Below are 15,748 nucleotides of genomic sequence, written 5' to 3'. Positions count from 1 at the left end.
TTCAGCGTCATTCGTGACGAGACGTTGGTCGCGAACGATCAAATATTCGTAGGCTCATTATTGGGCAGAACGACTCGCGCAGGTGCCGTGAAGTCTTGGTTTCGATAAAAGTTCCCTTACGGCATAAAAGACACGAATCTGTTATCGATCCCGACGCGATCCGAGTTTATCTGTGTGGGGAGGGACGGTTGCAGGGGCCGGGCAAGGGCCGCGCGCGCGCCGAACGCGGGTGCGCTAGATGGCGCGTCCGTGCGCCAGCAGCTTGCGCATCACCGAGGGCAGGGCCTCGCGGTCGAAGTCGCGCGGCAGCACGAAGCGCATGCCGGCGGGCGCCGCCGCCGTCGCCGGCAGGTCGGCGCGCCAGACCGCGAGCTCCAGGGCGAAGTGGGTGAAGACGTGCCGCACCGCCCCCGGCAACGGACGCCACGGCGCGGCGAGCGGCGCATGCGGCAGAGCATCGCCCGCCTTTCCCTTCGGCTCCCAGGGCGTGGAGGGCACTTCCGTCATGCCGCCCAGCAGGCCTTTCTCAGGCCTTGAGCGCAGCAGCACCGCCCCGTCCGCCCGCACGGCGAGGAAGGCGGTGCCGGCGCGCTCCGGCTTCTCGGCCTTGGCCGCCTTCTCCGGGAAGCGGGCGGGGTCGCCCTGCGCGCGCGCGGCGCAGTCGTCCATCAGCGGGCAGATGCCGCAGGCGGGGGAGCGCGGGGTGCAGATGGTGGCGCCGAGGTCCATCATCGCCTGCGCGAAATCCCCCGGCCGCCAGTCCGGCACCAGCGCGGCCGCCAGCGCCCGGATCGCGGGCTTGGCGCCGGGCAGGGGCTCCGCCACCGCGAACAGGCGCGCGACCACGCGCTCGATGTTCCCGTCCACGGGGCTCGCCTTGCGGCCGAAGGCGATGGCGGAGATGGCCGCCGCCGTGTAGGGGCCGATGCCGGGCAGCTCCAGCAGCGCCGCCTCGTCGTCGGGAAAGCGGCCGGCATGGCGCGCGCTCACCGCCTTGGCGCAGGCGTGCAGGTTGCGGGCGCGGGCGTAGTAGCCGAGCCCGGCCCACTGGGAGAGCACCTCCTCCAGCGGCGCCGCCGCCAGGTGCCGCACGGTCGGCCAGCGCGCGAGGAAGGCGCCGAAATAGGGGATCACCGCCTTCACCGTGGTCTGCTGGAGCATGATCTCCGACAGGAACACGTGATAGGGGTCCGCCCGCTCGCCCGGCCCGGCGCGCCAGGGCAGGTGGCGGCGGTGGGCGTCGTACCAGGCGAGCAGGGCTCCGGCCTGGGCGCCGGCACCGGGCTGGGGCGCGGCCGAGCGGGCGTGACGCGGCGCGGCCGCCGCGATCTCGCGCGGAACGGCGGGGGCGCGCACACGCCGGCGCGGACGCGGAACGGAGGCGGGGCTTGGAGTGGAGGCCATGGCCGGAAGGTGCGATGCCGCGCCTCCGCCCGCAAGGCCCCGTGGCGGTCGATCCCGTGCCATTCGGACGATGGGGCGGCAGCGCCTCTGCTTCCCGTCAGGCGGGATGCGTGTGTGCCTTGTTGATGCTATCGAAACAGGCGCGGCTCCCCGGCCGGGAGCAGGCCGCATGTCCGGGCAGGCGCGCCAACGCGCCGCCGCGAGGGAGAAGACGCCATGCTCGCCACCAACCCCGCCTTCGACCGCATCGGCGAGGAGAACGCGTTCGCCGTGCTGGCGCGGGCCACCGCGCTCGCCGCCGAGGGGCGGAGCATCCTCAATCTCGGCATCGGCCAGCCCGATTTCCGCACCCCCGACCACATCGTGGAAGCGGCGGTCAAGGCGCTCCGGGACGGCCAGCACGGCTACACGCCCTCGGTCGGTGTCCAACCGCTGCGCGAGGCGGTGGCCCGCGACCTCCACCGGCGCCACGGCGTGGAGGTGAGCCCGGACCTCGTGATGATCGTGCCCGGCGGCAAGGTGACGATGTATGCCGCCATCCGCCTGTTCGGCGAACCGGGAGCGGAGATCCTCTATCCCGACCCCGGCTTTCCCATCTACCGCTCCATGATCGAGCACATGGGGGCGACGCCCGTTCCGGTGCCGATCCGCGAGCAGAACGGCTTCGCCTTCTCTGCCGAGGAGACGCTCGCCCTCATCACTCCGGCAACGCGCCTCCTGATCCTCAACTCGCCCGCCAACCCCACCGGCGGCGTGACGCCCAAGGCCGAGATCGACAAGCTGGTGGCGGGTCTCGCCGCGCACCCGCACGTGGCGGTGATGTCGGACGAGATCTACGACCAGTTCCTGTTCGACGGCGAGCAGCACCAGACCCTGCTCGCCTACCCCGAGATCCGCGACCGGCTGATCCTGCTCAACGGCTGGTCGAAGACCTACGCCATGACCGGCTGGCGGCTCGGCTATTCGGTGTGGCCCAAGGACCTCTATGACAAGGTGAGGAAGCTCGCGGTCAACGCCTGGAGCTGCGTCAACGCCGCCACCCAGTATGCCGGCATCGCCGCGCTGGAGGGGCCGCAGGACGCGGTGACCGGCATGCTGGCCGAGTTCGACGCCCGCCGCCGCATCGTCGTGGACGGGCTCAACGACCTGCCGGGCGTCTCCTGCGCGACGCCGAAGGGCGCCTTCTACGCCTTCCCGAACGTCTCCCGCACCGGCTGGGGCTCGGCCAAGCAGCTGGCCTCGGCGCTGCTGGAGGATGCGGGCGTCGCGGTGATCGGCGGGCCGGACTTCGGGGTATACGGGGAGGGCTATCTGCGCCTGTCCTACGCCACCTCGCGGGAGAACATCGTCGCCGCGCTCGGCCGCATGGGTGACTTCCTCACGCGCCGCAAGGTCGCCTGAGGGTGGCGGCGGCGCGGCCCGGCCTTCTGGCGCGCCGCGCGCTGCTGCTTGCGCTGCTCGGGCTTGCATCCCCGGGGCACGCGGCTCCGGAGCAGAAGCCGGGGGCGCTGACGCCGGACTACTGGACCGGCCTCTCCATCTGCCCGCGCGACCAGGTGGCGCCGCGCGACTACAACCGCTGCCTTTACGACGCCCAGCGCACCTCGGAGGCGGCGCTGGAGGCGGAGGTGGGCAATGCCATCGCCGTGATCGAATCGCGCGCCGACCTGGTGGCGGTCCAGCGGTCCCGCTGGAAGAACCTGCTGGACGAGGCGCAGTCGCGCTTCCTGATCTTCCGCAATTTCGACTGCCAGAGCGTCGCTCCGTTCGAGGGCAAGCGCGGCATCGGCAATTTCGAGCAGCGCACCCTGTGCCTGATCGAGGCCAACACCCGCCGCGCGCGCGAACTGCGCGCCCGCTACGGCGACCCGCTGCCGGCCGCCCCCGAAGGGCCGAAGGGCCCTCAGGCGCGGCCCGGCGCGTGGGTGTTCCCCATGAGCCCGCCGGTGGACTGAGCGCGGCGGACCCTGGCGCGCGAATATGCTACAGGGCGAGCAGACCGGCGTGCGCGGTCCGGCGGAACGCGTGGCCGGACGCGGCGGCGCGGCAGCCAAGCGGAGGGGCGCGTGTCCAAGGTGATCTGCGTGGGCGAGGTGATGGTGGAGCTCGCCCGCGGCTCCGACGGCCGCTTCGGCCTCGCCTTCGGCGGCGACACGTTCAACACCGCGGTCTATCTCGCCCGCGCCGGCACCGAGGTCGCCTATGCCACCGCGCTCGGCGACGACGCATTCTCCGCCGGCATCCTCGACCTCGCCCACGCGGAAGGGGTGGATACGGGCACCGTGCTCCAGGTGCGCGGGCGCAATCCGGGGCTCTACCTCATCACCACCGACGCGCAGGGCGAGCGCAGCTTCCATTACTGGCGCGACAACGCGCCCGCCCGCGTGCTGTTCGAGCTGGACGGCTGGCAGGCCATCGCCGGGCAGATGGTGGAGGCCAAAGCGGTCTATTTCTCCGGCATCACGCTTTCACTTTACTCGAATGTCGGCCTCGGCCGCTTCCTAGCCACCCTGGAGATGGTGGGGGAGGCCGGGGGGCTTCGCGTGTTCGACGGCAATTTCCGTCCGCGCGGCTGGGCCGGCGATCTCGGCCGGGCGCGCACCGTGTTCGCCGAGGCGCTGAAGCGCGCCTCGGTGGCGCTGCCCACCTTCGAGGACGAGGTGGCGCTATGGGGCGACGCCTCGCCCGCCGCCACCATCGAGCGCATCACCACCTACGGCGTCGCCGAGGTGGTGGTGAAGAACGGCGCCGGCGGCGCGCTGGTCCATGCGGAGGGGCGCACCTTCGAGGTGCCGGTGGAGCATGTGGTGAGCCCGGTGGACACCACCGGCGCCGGCGACAGCTTCAATGCCGGCTACCTCGCGGCGCGCCTCGCAGGCGCATCCCCCGAGGACGCCGCGCAGGCCGGGCACCGCCTCGCGGGCGAGGTGATCATGCATCGCGGCGCCATCATCCCGCGCGCGGCCGCGAGCGGCACCCACCACTGAGCCTTAGCCGTCGCCGGCCATGAGCCGGGCGGCGGCCACCGCCGCCTGGCCGAGCGCGAGGCCGCCGTCATTGGCGGGCGCCTCGGCGGACAGGAGGACGGCGAGGCCGCGGGCGGCGAGCCGGCGCTGCATCGCCTCCAGGAGAATGGCGTTCTGCATCACCCCGCCCGAGAGCGCGACGGCGGGAAGGCCGCGCGCCTGCGCGAGGTCCGCGGCGGCGTCCGCGAAGGCGGTGGCGACGCCTTCGTGGAAGGCCGCCGCGATCTCTCCGGATGCGCGCCCGGCCGCGAGGTCGGCCAGCGCCGCGCGCCAGAGCGGGCCGGGGTTCAGCTCCTGAAGGGCGGCGCCGTCGGGCCCCTCCGTCGTCCGGATCTCGAAGGGATAGGGCGCCGCCCGATGCCCGAAGGCCGCGGCCTCCAGCCCCATGGCCGCCTCGCCTTCATGGGAGAGGCGATCCGGCGCGCGGCCGACGAGGCAGGCCATGGCGTCGAACAGCCGGCCTGCCGACGACGCGGGCGGCGCGTTCAGTCCCTTGTCCATCATCGCCCGGAGCGTCGCCACCGGCTTGCCGGAGAAGAGCGCCGCGAGGCCCGGATGGGCGTCCACCGCCGCGCGCCCGAGCGCCGCGTCCAGATGGGCGAGCAGCACCCGGAACGGCTCGCGCGCCGCCGCATCGCCGCCGGCGAGCGGGATCGGCGCGAGCCGGGCGAGGCGGGTCATGGCGCGGTAGTCGCAGGCGAGGATCTCGGCGCCCCAGATGGTTCCGTCCGTCCCGAGGCCGAGCCCGTCGAGGGCGACGCCGATCACCGCGCCCTGGTCGCGCCGCCAGCCGGCCTCCGCCAGCACGGCGGCGATGTGGGCGTGGTGGTGCTGGACGGCGACGAGGGGCAGCCCCTTCTCCCGCGCCAGCGCCGCGCCGTCGCGGCTCGCCCGGGAGCCGGGGTGGAGGTCCACCGCCACCGCCTCGGGCGTGTGGCGGAAGATGGCGGCGTAGTCGGCGTGGGCCTTGGCGAAGGCGTCGGCGGTGGCCGGCTCGTCGAGGTCGCCCAGATGGTGCGAGAGCAGGGCATTGCGCCCGCGCGTGAGGCAGAAGGCGCTCTTCACCTCCGCCCCCATGGCGAGGACCGCCGGCGCGCCCTCGAAATCCTCCGGCAGGGTCATCGGCAGCGGCGCGCGGCCGCGTCCACGCCGCATCACCCGCGCCCGCCCGGCGGCGATGCGCGCGACGCTGTCGTCGAGGCGCCGGACGATCGGCCGGTCGTGCATCAGGAAGGCGTCGGCGATGCCGGCAAGGCCCGCGCGCGCCTCGTCGTCGCGGAACGCCTGGGGCTCGGAGGAGCGGTTGCCGGAGGTCATCACCAGCGGCCGGCCCGCCTCGGCCAGCAGGAGATGGTGCAGCGGCGCATAGGGCAGCATCAGCCCGAGATGCCGCTGCCCCGGGGCCACGCCCGCAGCCAGACGGGCGCCGGGCCGCAGGGGCAGGAGCACGATGGGCGCGGAGGGATGGACCAGCGCCGCGCGGGCCGCATCGTCGAGCCCGCACAGGGTCTCGGCGGTCGCGAGGTCCGCCATCACCGCCAGCGGCTTGGCGGGGCGGTGCTTGCGGGCGCGCAGCCTGGCCACGGCGGCGGCGTTGGTGGCGTCGCAGGCGAGGTGGAAGCCGCCGATGCCCTTCACCGCCAGGATCGCACCTTCGCCCAGCAGCCGTGCCGCTTCCGTCACCGGATCGGCGCAGGGCAGGACGGTTCCCTCCCGCTCCAGCCACAGGCGCGGCCCGCAGGCGGGGCAGGCGATGGGCTGGGCATGGAAGCGCCTGTCGGCGGGGTCGTCATATTCGGCGCGGCAGGCCGGGCACATGGAAAAGCCGGCCATGGTGGTCGACGGCCGGTCGTAGGGCAGGCAGGCGACGATGGAGAAGCGCGGCCCGCAATCGGTGCAGTTGGTGAAGGCGTAGCGATATCGTCGCGCCGCCGGGTCGGCGATCTCGGCAAGGCAGGCGGGGCAGGTGGCGACATCGGGCACGATGCCCACCGAGACCTCGCCTTCGCCGCTCTCCGCGATCGCGAAGCCCGCGCCCTCGGGCGGCGGCGCCTCCCGTCGCTTCAGCTCGGCGATGCGGGCGAGCGGCGGCGCCTCCGCCACCAGCACGCGGGCGAAGGCGTCCAGCGCGTCGGCGCTCCCGCCGACATGGATCGCCACCAGGCCGCCTTCGTTGCGCACGCTGCCGCGCAGGCCGTGACGCAGGGCGAGGCGGTGCACGAAGGGGCGGAAGCCCACCCCCTGGACGATGCCCCGGACGACGATCTCCTCGGCGCGCTCCATGCCCCGGCGCCTAGTGCACCGTGCAGACCATGCACGGGTCGAACGAGCGCACGATGTGCTGCACGCTCACCGGCGTGGTCTCGCCCTGGCGCACCGGCGCGCCCTCCAGCGCCGCCTCCAGCGGCCCCGGCACCCCGGCGCGGTCGCGGGGGGAGAAGTTCCAGGTGGTGGGGGCGATGATCTGGTAGCGGGCGATGCGGCCCTTCTCCACCACCACCCAATGGCCGAGCGCGCCGCGCGCCGCCTCCGTCAGCCCGAACGCGCGGCCCTCCTGGGGCAGCGCGCCCTGGGCGCACCAGGGCGCGGCGGGCTCCAGCTGCCGCACCCACTCTTCCATGGCGATCAGGGTGCGCGCGGCCTCGACGAGGCGGCCGACAACGCGGCTCCTCACATTGGCGCCCTCGCGCGCCGCGAGGTCCCGCATCAGCGGATGACCCGCCACCACCTGCCGGGCGAAGGCGCCGGTCTCGAACGCCCTTCCCGCAAGGCGCGGCGCCTTGCACCAGGTGTAGCCTTCCTCGTCCAGGCCGTCGGGCAGGGTGGAGCCCTCGAACGGGGCGTGCGGCGCGTCGCGTCCCTCCATGCGGGCGAAGGCGTGGTCCTCGGTGATGGCGGCGGGATCGAGCGCGCCGTCGCGGCCGTCCGCGAAGGTGCCGCCGGCATAGAGGCGGCCCGCCTCCTGCGGATAGGCGCCATAAGAGAGGAAGCGGTCATAGGCGCGGCCGAGGCTTGGGAGCTCCAGGTCGTCGGCGATGTCGAGGAACAGCCTGAGGTCGCTCTGTGGCCCCGTCCGGCGCCACGCCTCCAGCGTCGCCGCGCTGTCGAGCGCCGCCACGTCCTCCAGGCGCGCGCCATAGAGGCGGTCTTCCAGGTCGGCGCGGACGGCGGCGAGCGTCGCCAGGAGCCGCATCTTGTCGCGCTGGTCGGCGGAGCGCGTCACCCCGCCGGCCTGGAGCGCCAGGGTGTGCGGCCAGCGTCCGGCGAGCAGGCCCAGCACGTGGAGCAGGGTCGCGCGGGTGGCGATGGCGGCGCGCACGCGCGCGCCCTGCGCCGCCTTGAAGCGCCGCTCGGCCTCGGCGAACCAGGGCCGGTCCGCGTACACGGCGCGGGCGAAATCCGGCATGAAGAAGACGTGGAAATGGGTGATGTGGTCGGCGACGTTCTCGGCGGCGAGGATGAGGTTGGTGGCGATGCGCCCGTTCGGCGTCGGCGCGATGCCCTCGAGCCCGGCCAGCGCCAGCGCCGCCGCGTGCGACTGCGACACCGAGCAGATGCCGCAGATGCGCGGCGCGATCACCAGCGCGTCGCGCGGGTCGCGGCCTTCCAGGATGCGCTCGAAGCCGCGGAACAGAGGCGAGGAGACGAAGGCCGCGCGCACCTCACCGTCCGCCACCTCAAGGCGCACCTCCAGGTCGCCTTCCACGCGGTTGAAGGGGCCGACCACCAGGCGCCGGGCATCCGCGCTCATCGCCGCCGGATGTCCTTGACCGCGGGCGGCGTCAGCACGTGGTCGGCGGTGGCGTTGCGCCGCAGGCGCTCCGGCGTCGCCGCCTTGGCGAGGGAGGACAAGGCGATGAACCAGGCCTTCGGCATGTCGGTGGGCAGGCCCACGGGAATGCCGCCGATCTTCGGCGTCTCCAGGAAGGCGTGGCCCGGCTCCTCGAACTCGGGTGCGGTGCAGTTGATGCAGGAATAGCCCCCGCGGGTGCAGGAGCCCTCGCCGTTCCACAGCCGCGTGTTGCAGTCGGCATGGGCCTGGGTGCCGAGGCAGCCCAGATGCTCCATCATGCAGCCGAGATCGGAGAGCTTCTCCGCGCTCGCCTTGTATTCGTAGTATTCGTTGCGCGGGCAGCCGTGGTGCACCAGGTGATCGGCGTAGAAGCGCGGCCGGCCGTAGACGTCGAGATCGGCCGAGCCGAGGAGGCCGGCGGCGAGCAGCATCAGCGTCTCGGTGATCCAGTTGGGATGGGTGGGGCAGCCGGCGACGTTGATGACCGGCAGGCCCGAGCGGGAGCGGAACGCCTCGCCCAGCGCGCCCCCGCGCCGGCGCCCGTCGAACTGGAGGCCGCAGGCGTCGGTGGGGTTCACGCCCGCCGCCGTCACCCCGCCATAGGCCGCGCAGGTGCCCACCGCCACCACGTGGCGCGCGACGCCCGCGAGCCGCCGCGCCCAGTCGATGGTAGGGATGCCGGTGCCGGCGAGCACGTGGAAGCGCCCGGTGCCGTTCGGCCCGCGCAGCAGCGCGCCTTCCACGCACAGGGCATCGAGCGCGATCTCGCCCGCCAGCACCGCCTCGAACAAAGCGGTGGCCTCGGTGCCGGTCTCCTCGGACAGGGTCGGGTGCCAGAGGAAGCGGATGTTGGCGCTGTCGAGCGTCGCCGCAAGGTCCGGCGCCTCGGCGCAGAGCAGCGACATGGTGCAGCCGCCGCAGCCGCCGGATTGCAGCCAGAGCACGGTGAAGGGAGCGGGCCGGGTCATCGGCGCGCCTCCGGCGCCGGCAGGGTGAGCGTCATGATCGCCCCGCCTGCGGGATGGTTTTCCGCGTCGAGCGCGCCCTGGTGCTCGGCGACGATGCGGTAGCAGATGGACAGGCCGAGGCCGGTGCCCTTGCCCACCGGCTTGGTGGTGAAGAAGGGATCGAAGATGCGACTGATCACGTCGGCCGGAATGCCCGGCCCGGTGTCGCGCACGCTGACGCGCGCCGTGCCGCCGGCCATGGCGCCGGCGATCTCCAGTCGCGCCTCGGGCCGGCTTTCCATGGCGTCGACGGCGTTCTGCACCAGGTTCATCATCACCTGATGGATATGGCCGGGGTGCCCGATGGCCTCGAACGGCTCGGGCAGGTCCATGGCGATGGCGAGGTCCGGCATCTGCGACTTCGCCACCCAGTCCACCGCCGCCCGCACCACGGCGGCAAGGTCGAACACGCTCGGCGCCTCGCGCCGGTCGGAGGAGAAGCGCCGCAGGTCGGCGACGATGTCGCGCACCCGCTCGGCGCCCTCCAGCATGCCGGCGAGGGTCGGGGCGAGGTCGGCGCGGGCGCGGTCGATGCGCAGTTCCTCCCGCGCCGCCTTGAGCGCGGCCGCATCGGCGCCGTCATGCACCTGGTCGAGATAGGCCACCAGCCGGTCGGCATAGCGCTTCAAGGCGTGGGCGTTGCCGTAGACGAAGGAGATCGGGTTGTTCAGCTCGTGGGCGACGCCGGCCACGAGGCGGCCGAGCGAGGCCATCTTCTCCGCATGCACCAGCTGCTGCTGGGTGTGCTTGAGGTGCTCGTGGGCGGCGGCAAGGTCGGAATAGGCGCGGCGCAGCTCGCCGAGCGGGCGGCCCACCAGAACGATGCCCACGGCGCGCCCGCGCGGGTCGAAGCGCAGCGCCCCATTCACCGCCACCTGCTCCGGGCCGTCCGGGGTCGCGAAGGTGAACTCGCTGTCGACGATGCGGCGCCGGCTCGCCATGGTGGCGAGCACGTCCTGGGCGGTGGCGCGGGAGGAGGGGTCGATGAGGTCGGCGAGCGGGCGGCCGATCAGCGCCTCGGCTTTCAGCCCGAAGGCGCGCTCGGCGGCGTGGTTCACCTGCTCGACGCGCCCGGACAGGTCGCAGGCGATCAGAAGGTCGGTCATGGCGCCCAGAAGCCCGGCGATGAAGCCCTGGACCTCCTCCAGCGCCGCGTTCTTGGCCTCCAGCTCCACCTGCTGGGTCACCAGCTCGGCGTAGGTCTCGTCCATCTTGCGGATGACGGCGATCCACGCCTGATCCGCCTCGGCGCCCGGCACGAGCGGCACGCCGTCCCCGCCGAGCGGCGCGAGGCCGGCGCCCGGGCTGTCCTTCAGCAGGTCCTCGCCCTTGGAGGCGGGCATGGCGGTTCCCACGGCCGTTGCGGGGGGCTCATGCTATGCGAGCGGCGGGATGGCGTCCAATGGGGTGCGGGTGTCGGTGCGCGGCGGCGTTCTTCCGCCCATGCCCAGGGTAGCGCCTTACTCCCCGTTGCGGAGAGGGGAGCCAGGGCGCGCCGGGACGGGAGCGTTCTGCCTCATGATGAATGAGGACCTTGCCTGACCGGCACAGGGCGATGAAGCCGTCCCGCCTTGCCTACTGAAGCATGCGCTCGAAGTTGATCACGAACAGCTTCGGATCCGGGCGGCCGTTGGGCTTGAGGTTCGCGAGCGACACCTGGGTGTCGTAGCCCTGCGGATCGGTGACGATCCACTGCTTGAGCGTGTAGTCCTTGGCGTCGAACAGGATCAGCAGGCGATAGGTGCCGATCATGGGCACCTTCTCCTCGATCGCCACCGAGACGAAGTGGTCGTCCTGGTAGATGCCGGTCACGTGGGGGTCGTTGGCGAGGTCGATGCGCTCGGCGAGCAGGAAACGCAGCGGTGTCTGGTCCAGCGGCGTGATGTCCTGGGTATTGAGCTTGCGGTCGCGCACCGCCACCGACTGGCCGTTGGCGATCAACTCGATCGGGCTCGGCGCGTCGTACTCGAAGCGCACCCGGCCCGGCTTCTGCATGTAGAAGTCCCCGGTTCGGCGGCTGCCGTCCGGGTCCACCTGGGTGAAGGTGCCGGTGAGCGACTGGATCGAGTTGTAATAGGCGTTCACCCGGTCGACCGTGGCACGCTGGGCGCGTCCGTCCGGTGACGGGGCGGGGGGCAGCGGCCGCGGACCGGCGGCCTGGGGCGCCGGCGGGGCCGGCTTCTTGGGCGGCAGCGGCGCCGCGGCGGGCGGCTGCGCGCCACCCTGGGGCGCCTGAGCCTGCGTCGCCCCCTGGCCGCGCGTCACGTCCCCCGGAGGCAGCAGGCCCTGCGCCATGGCGACGGAGCCGGCCGCCAGCCCGAAGGCGAAGGCGAGCGGAGAAAGGGTGCGAAGCAGCATGATCGATGTCTCTGACACGGATGGGCGCGGCCGTCGAGGGCCGGCCAATTCCCCGTAACTGCGGCCTGTGGCGATCCTGTGGCCCGCCGGAAGGCGATGCAAGCGCCATTTCGCGGTGCTCCGGAGCCGCCGGAGCACCGGGATGGGCTATTCCGCCGCCTCGTCGCTCAACAGGATCTCCCGCTTGCCGGCATGGTTGGGGGCGCCGACGACGCCTTCCTTCTCCATCCGCTCCACCAGCGAGGCGGCGCGGTTGTAGCCGATCTGGAGCCGGCGCTGGATGTAGGAGGTGGAGCACTTCTTGTCGCGCAGCACCACCTGGACCGCCTGGGAATAGAGGTCCTGCCCCTCCTCCCCGAACGATCCCTTGTCGAACACCGCGCCGTCCTCGTCCCCGCTTTCCTCATCCATGTCGGCGGTGACCGCCTCCACATAGTCGGGCACGCCCTGGGACTTCAGGTGCTTGACCACGCTCTCCACCTCCTCGTCGGCGACGAAGGGGCCGTGGACGCGGGCGATGCGGCCGCCGCCGGCCATGTAGAGCATGTCGCCCTGGCCGAGCAGCTGCTCGGCGCCCTGCTCGCCGAGGATGGTGCGGCTGTCGATCTTGCTCGTCACCTGGAACGAGATGCGGGTGGGGAAATTGGCCTTGATGGTGCCGGTGATGACGTCCACCGACGGGCGCTGGGTCGCCATTACCAGGTGGATGCCGGCGGCGCGCGCCATCTGGGCGAGGCGCTGGATCGCGCCCTCGATGTCCTTGCCCGCCACCAGCATGAGGTCGGCCATCTCGTCGACGATGACGACGATGTAGGGCAAAGGCGAAAGGTCCATCTCCTCGCTCTCGTAGATGGCCTCCCCGGTCTCGTGGTCGAAGCCGGTCTGGACCGTGCGGGACACGGTCTCGCCCTTCTCCAGGGATTCGCGCACGCGGGCGTTGAAGCCGTCGATGTTGCGCACGCCGAGCTTCGACATCTTCTTGTAGCGGTCCTCCATCTCCTTGACCGCCCACTTGAGCGCCACCACCGCCTTCTTGGGGTCGGTGACGACCGGGGCGAGGAGATGGGGGATGCCGTCATAGACGGACAGCTCCAGCATCTTCGGGTCCACCATGATGAGGCGGCACTGCTCGGGCTTCAGCCGGTAGAGCAGCGACAGGATCATGGTGTTGATGGCCACCGACTTGCCCGAGCCGGTGGTGCCGGCCACCAGCAGGTGGGGCATGCGGGCGAGGTCGACGATCACCGGCTCGCCGCCGATGGTCTTGCCGAGGGCGATGGCGAGCTTGTGGCCGCTGTCGCCGAAGTCGCGGGTGGCGAGCAGTTCGCGCAGCAGCACCTTCTCGCGCTTGGAATTGGGCAGCTCGATGCCGATCGCGTTGCGGCCCGGCACCACGGCGACGCGGGCGGAGACCGCGCTCATGGAGCGGGCGATGTCGTCGGCGAGGCCGATGACGCGGGACGACTTGATGCCCGGCGCCGGCTCCAGTTCGTAGAGCGTCACCACCGGTCCGGGGCGCACCTGGCCGATCTCGCCGCGCACGCCGAAGTCCTGGAGCGTGCCTTCGAGCAGGTTGGCGGTCTCCTTGAGCGCCTCCGGGCTCATGGCGGGTGCCTTGGCGGGCGGCGGCGCCGCCAGGAGGTCGAGGGCCGGGTGCTGGTAGCCGCCGCGGCGGCCCTTGGGCGGATCGCGCGCGGGCGGTCCCGCGGGCCGGCGTTCGCCGGCGCGGGCCGGCGCCGGACGCGGCGGATCGAAGTCCGGCACGGCCGAGCGCGGCGGCGGCGCATCATAGTCCATGTCGTCGTCGGCCTCGTCCTGCGCCGGCGGCGCGGCGGCGCGCCGGCCGGCCAGACTCGGCTCCATTCGGCTCCTCGTGTCGGCCGCCGGGCGCTCGGAGGCGAACATCTCCCGGGCGAAGGCGCGCACCCCGCCCATGGCGATGCGCGGCAGGCGGCGGCCGGGGAACAGGCGCGCCTTCAGGGACAGGAAGGTATGGGTGATGGCGCCGAGCGAGATCGAGGTGCCGTCGTCGCCATCCTCCTCCTCGTCGTGCGCGCCATTGGCGGCGAGCGGCGTGCGCCGTCCCCCGCTCAGGGCGAAGAACAGGCCGCCGAGCGCCAAGGCAAGGCCGGCGATGGCGATCAGGACGCCGTCCATGGGCTCGCCCCAGCCGCCGCGCATCACGGCGGCGGCGCGCGGGAACAGGTCGCCGATCACCCCGCCGAGGCCGGCCGGCGTCGGCCAGGCGCCGAGCCGCGGCAGGCCGGACAGGAAAGCGGTCAGGCCGATCACGCCCGCGGTCCAGGCAACGAGGCGCAGGCGCGCCCGGCTGAACGGACGGTGGGTCAGCATGCGCCAGCCCCACACCAGCAGCGGCGCGACGATGGCGAGGCAGGCGAGGCCGAACAGCTGCATCAGCATGTCGGCCACCACGGCGCCCGGCCGGCCCAGCAGGTTCCTCACCGTCCCGCCGGTGGCGTTGGAGAGGCTCGGGTCGCTGGCCGACCACGTGACCAGGGCCGCCATGGCCAGCATCCCGGCGGCGAGCAGCGCCGCGCCGATGATCTCCCGGCTGCGGCGGCGCACGGCCTGCTTCAGCCCGTCCGGGATGAAGCCGAGCTGCGGCACGTGGAGCGGATCGGCGCGACCCTCCAGGCGCGAATGCATCACGGCGTCGGCGGCGGGGCGGCGGGCCATGGGGCTCCTCTCCTTCAGGCGAGGCCTGCGAGGAGGCGGGCGAGCACCTCCTCGCAGGCGGCGAGGTCTTGCACGAGCGCGACGCGGATATAGGCGTCGCAGGGATTGTGCCCGGCGAGGTCGCGCCGGGCGAGGTAGCCGCCGGGAACCACGCGCAGGCCCTGGTCGCGCCAGAGCTTCAGCGCCGCCGCCTCGCCGCCGCCGGCCGCGGCGACGTCGAGCCACAGGAAGAAGCCGCCGCCGGGCCGCTCATAGCCGAAGCGGCCGGCCAGCATGCGGTCGGCGAGGTCGAACTTGGCCTTGTAGAGGTCGCGCGAGGCGTCGACGTGCGCCTCGTCTGAAAGGGCGGCGACGCCCACGTCCTGGAGCGGCTCGGGTACCTGGGGCGCGGCCACCCAGCGGAAGGCGAGGAAGGCCTTCAGGAAGTCCGCGTCGCCGGCGACGAAGCCGCAGCGCAGGCCCGGCAGCGAGGAGCGCTTGGACAGCGAGTTGAACGCGAGGGCGCCGGTGAAGTCGGCGCCCGCCACTTCCAGGATGCCGGCCGGCTTCTCGGCGCCGAGGTAGATCTCCGAATAGCATTCGTCGGCGAACAGATAGGCGCCATGGGCGCGGCACAGCCGCAGCAGCTCGGCGAGATAGGCGGGCGAAGCGAGCGCGCCCTGCGGGTTGGCGGGCGAGGCCAGGAACACGGCGACCGTGCGCGCCATCAGCTCCGGCGTCAGCGCCGAAAGGTCGGGCAGCCAGCCGCTGTCCCTGGTGGTGGGCACGATCACCGCCTCGCAGCCGGCCGCCTCGGCGCCGGCCGCATAGGCGGCGTAGAACGGGTTCGGCAGCAGCATCGCCGGGCGCCGGCCGCCATGGTCGCGGCGCGCGTCGGAAAGGCGCCGGGCGGCGATGGCGGCGGAGAACAGGCCTTCGCGCGAGCCGTTCAGCACCAGCACCTCGCGTTCGGCGTCCACCGGGCGGGCGAGGGCGTAGCGGTGGCCGAGCCAGGCGGCGGCGGCGTCCCGGAACGCCTTCGTGCCCTCGGCGCGCGGATAGCGGCCGAAGCCGGCGAGCGAACGCGCCAGCACGGCGCCGACGAACGGCGGCATGGCATGCTGCGGCTCGCCCACGGCGGCGCTCAGCGGCGCGCGGCCGGGCGTGACCGGAGCCAGGAGCTCGGCGAGGCGGACGAACGGGGAGCGGCGATCCTCCACAGGGAGCGCCGGCGGCACGGAATCGGACAAGGTCTTCGGCCTCGCTCATGCCTGTCCCAGGCTTCGGGACGACACTTTCTCAAGGCGGCATCATGGCGCGGGACGGTTAAGGCGCGGCTAACCGGACGCGCGCGGCGGCTTCTCGCCAGGCCTGCGCGGCGCGCGATTTCCCGCGCGCCGCGAAAGCGGCCGGCCGCGTTGAGGAGACGACATCCGAACGCCCGTCCGGCCGGTCGGCGTTGCGCGACCGCCGGAGGCGCGCCC

General features: G+C 72.9%; 11 protein-coding genes. 3 read left to right on the top strand and 8 right to left on the bottom strand.

Annotated features, from left to right (window positions below; all coding sequences use genetic code 11):
- Positions 1 to 234 precede the first annotated feature (234 nt).
- Positions 235 to 1,356 (bottom strand): A/G-specific adenine glycosylase, encoded by a 1,122-nt coding sequence (gene mutY / locus V5F67_RS00795; protein ID WP_394020713.1) that lies wholly within the window; start codon positions 1,354 to 1,356, stop codon positions 235 to 237.
- A gap of 264 nt (positions 1,357 to 1,620) precedes the next feature.
- Here mutY and V5F67_RS00790 point away from each other — a divergent pair, with 264 nt between their 5' ends.
- The 3 genes from V5F67_RS00790 to V5F67_RS00780 all read left to right on the top strand — a co-directional run bounded on the left by V5F67_RS00790 (position 1,621) and on the right by V5F67_RS00780 (position 4,391).
- Positions 1,621 to 2,805 (top strand): pyridoxal phosphate-dependent aminotransferase, encoded by a 1,185-nt coding sequence (locus V5F67_RS00790; protein WP_394020714.1) that lies wholly within the window; start codon positions 1,621 to 1,623, stop codon positions 2,803 to 2,805.
- Between the two features lie 2 nt (positions 2,806 to 2,807).
- Positions 2,808 to 3,359: a lysozyme inhibitor LprI family protein gene (locus V5F67_RS00785; RefSeq protein ID WP_394020715.1), complete on the top strand. Its 552-nt coding sequence runs from the start codon at positions 2,808 to 2,810 to the stop codon at positions 3,357 to 3,359.
- A gap of 111 nt (positions 3,360 to 3,470) precedes the next feature.
- On the top strand, positions 3,471 to 4,391 hold the full coding sequence (locus V5F67_RS00780) for a sugar kinase (protein WP_394020716.1): 921 nt from the start codon (positions 3,471 to 3,473) through the stop codon (positions 4,389 to 4,391).
- Positions 4,392 to 4,394: 3 nt separating this feature from the next.
- Here the strand turns inward: V5F67_RS00780 and hypF are convergent, their stop codons facing one another.
- From hypF to V5F67_RS00745, 7 genes are all read right to left on the bottom strand, one after another.
- Entirely contained in the window at positions 4,395 to 6,713 is a 2,319-nt protein-coding gene (hypF, locus tag V5F67_RS00775) for a carbamoyltransferase HypF (RefSeq protein ID WP_394020717.1), read from the bottom strand.
- Positions 6,714 to 6,723: 10 nt separating this feature from the next.
- On the bottom strand, positions 6,724 to 8,181 hold the full coding sequence (locus V5F67_RS00770) for a nickel-dependent hydrogenase large subunit (RefSeq protein ID WP_394020718.1): 1,458 nt from the start codon (positions 8,179 to 8,181) through the stop codon (positions 6,724 to 6,726).
- Positions 8,178 to 9,191 carry an NADH-quinone oxidoreductase subunit B family protein gene (locus tag V5F67_RS00765; RefSeq protein WP_394020719.1) on the bottom strand — a complete coding sequence of 338 codons (1,014 nt, stop codon included), beginning with the start codon at positions 9,189 to 9,191 and terminating at the stop codon, positions 8,178 to 8,180. Before V5F67_RS00765 ends, V5F67_RS00770 begins: the two co-directional genes overlap by 4 nt.
- Positions 9,188 to 10,573 (bottom strand): sensor histidine kinase, encoded by a 1,386-nt coding sequence (locus tag V5F67_RS00760; RefSeq protein WP_394020720.1) that lies wholly within the window; start codon positions 10,571 to 10,573, stop codon positions 9,188 to 9,190. The genes V5F67_RS00765 and V5F67_RS00760 overlap by 4 nt, the downstream gene beginning before the upstream one ends.
- Positions 10,574 to 10,805: 232 nt before the next feature.
- Positions 10,806 to 11,588, bottom strand: a complete 783-nt coding sequence (locus V5F67_RS00755; protein WP_394020721.1) for an outer-membrane lipoprotein carrier protein LolA — start codon at positions 11,586 to 11,588, stop codon at positions 10,806 to 10,808.
- Between the two features lie 147 nt (positions 11,589 to 11,735).
- Positions 11,736 to 14,255 (bottom strand): DNA translocase FtsK, encoded by a 2,520-nt coding sequence (locus V5F67_RS00750; RefSeq protein ID WP_394020734.1) that lies wholly within the window; start codon positions 14,253 to 14,255, stop codon positions 11,736 to 11,738.
- A gap of 44 nt (positions 14,256 to 14,299) precedes the next feature.
- Positions 14,300 to 15,514 carry an aminotransferase class I/II-fold pyridoxal phosphate-dependent enzyme gene (locus V5F67_RS00745; protein WP_394020722.1) on the bottom strand — a complete coding sequence of 405 codons (1,215 nt, stop codon included), beginning with the start codon at positions 15,512 to 15,514 and terminating at the stop codon, positions 14,300 to 14,302.
- Between the last annotated feature and the right edge of the window lie 234 nt (positions 15,515 to 15,748).

Source organism: Xanthobacter pseudotagetidis, assembly GCF_043194795.2.
In the GTDB taxonomy this organism is placed as follows: Bacteria; Pseudomonadota; Alphaproteobacteria; order Rhizobiales; family Xanthobacteraceae; genus Xanthobacter; species Xanthobacter tagetidis_A.
The sequence above is the reverse complement of the archived record's forward strand: the minus strand, read 5'-3'. Positions and strand labels throughout refer to the sequence as shown.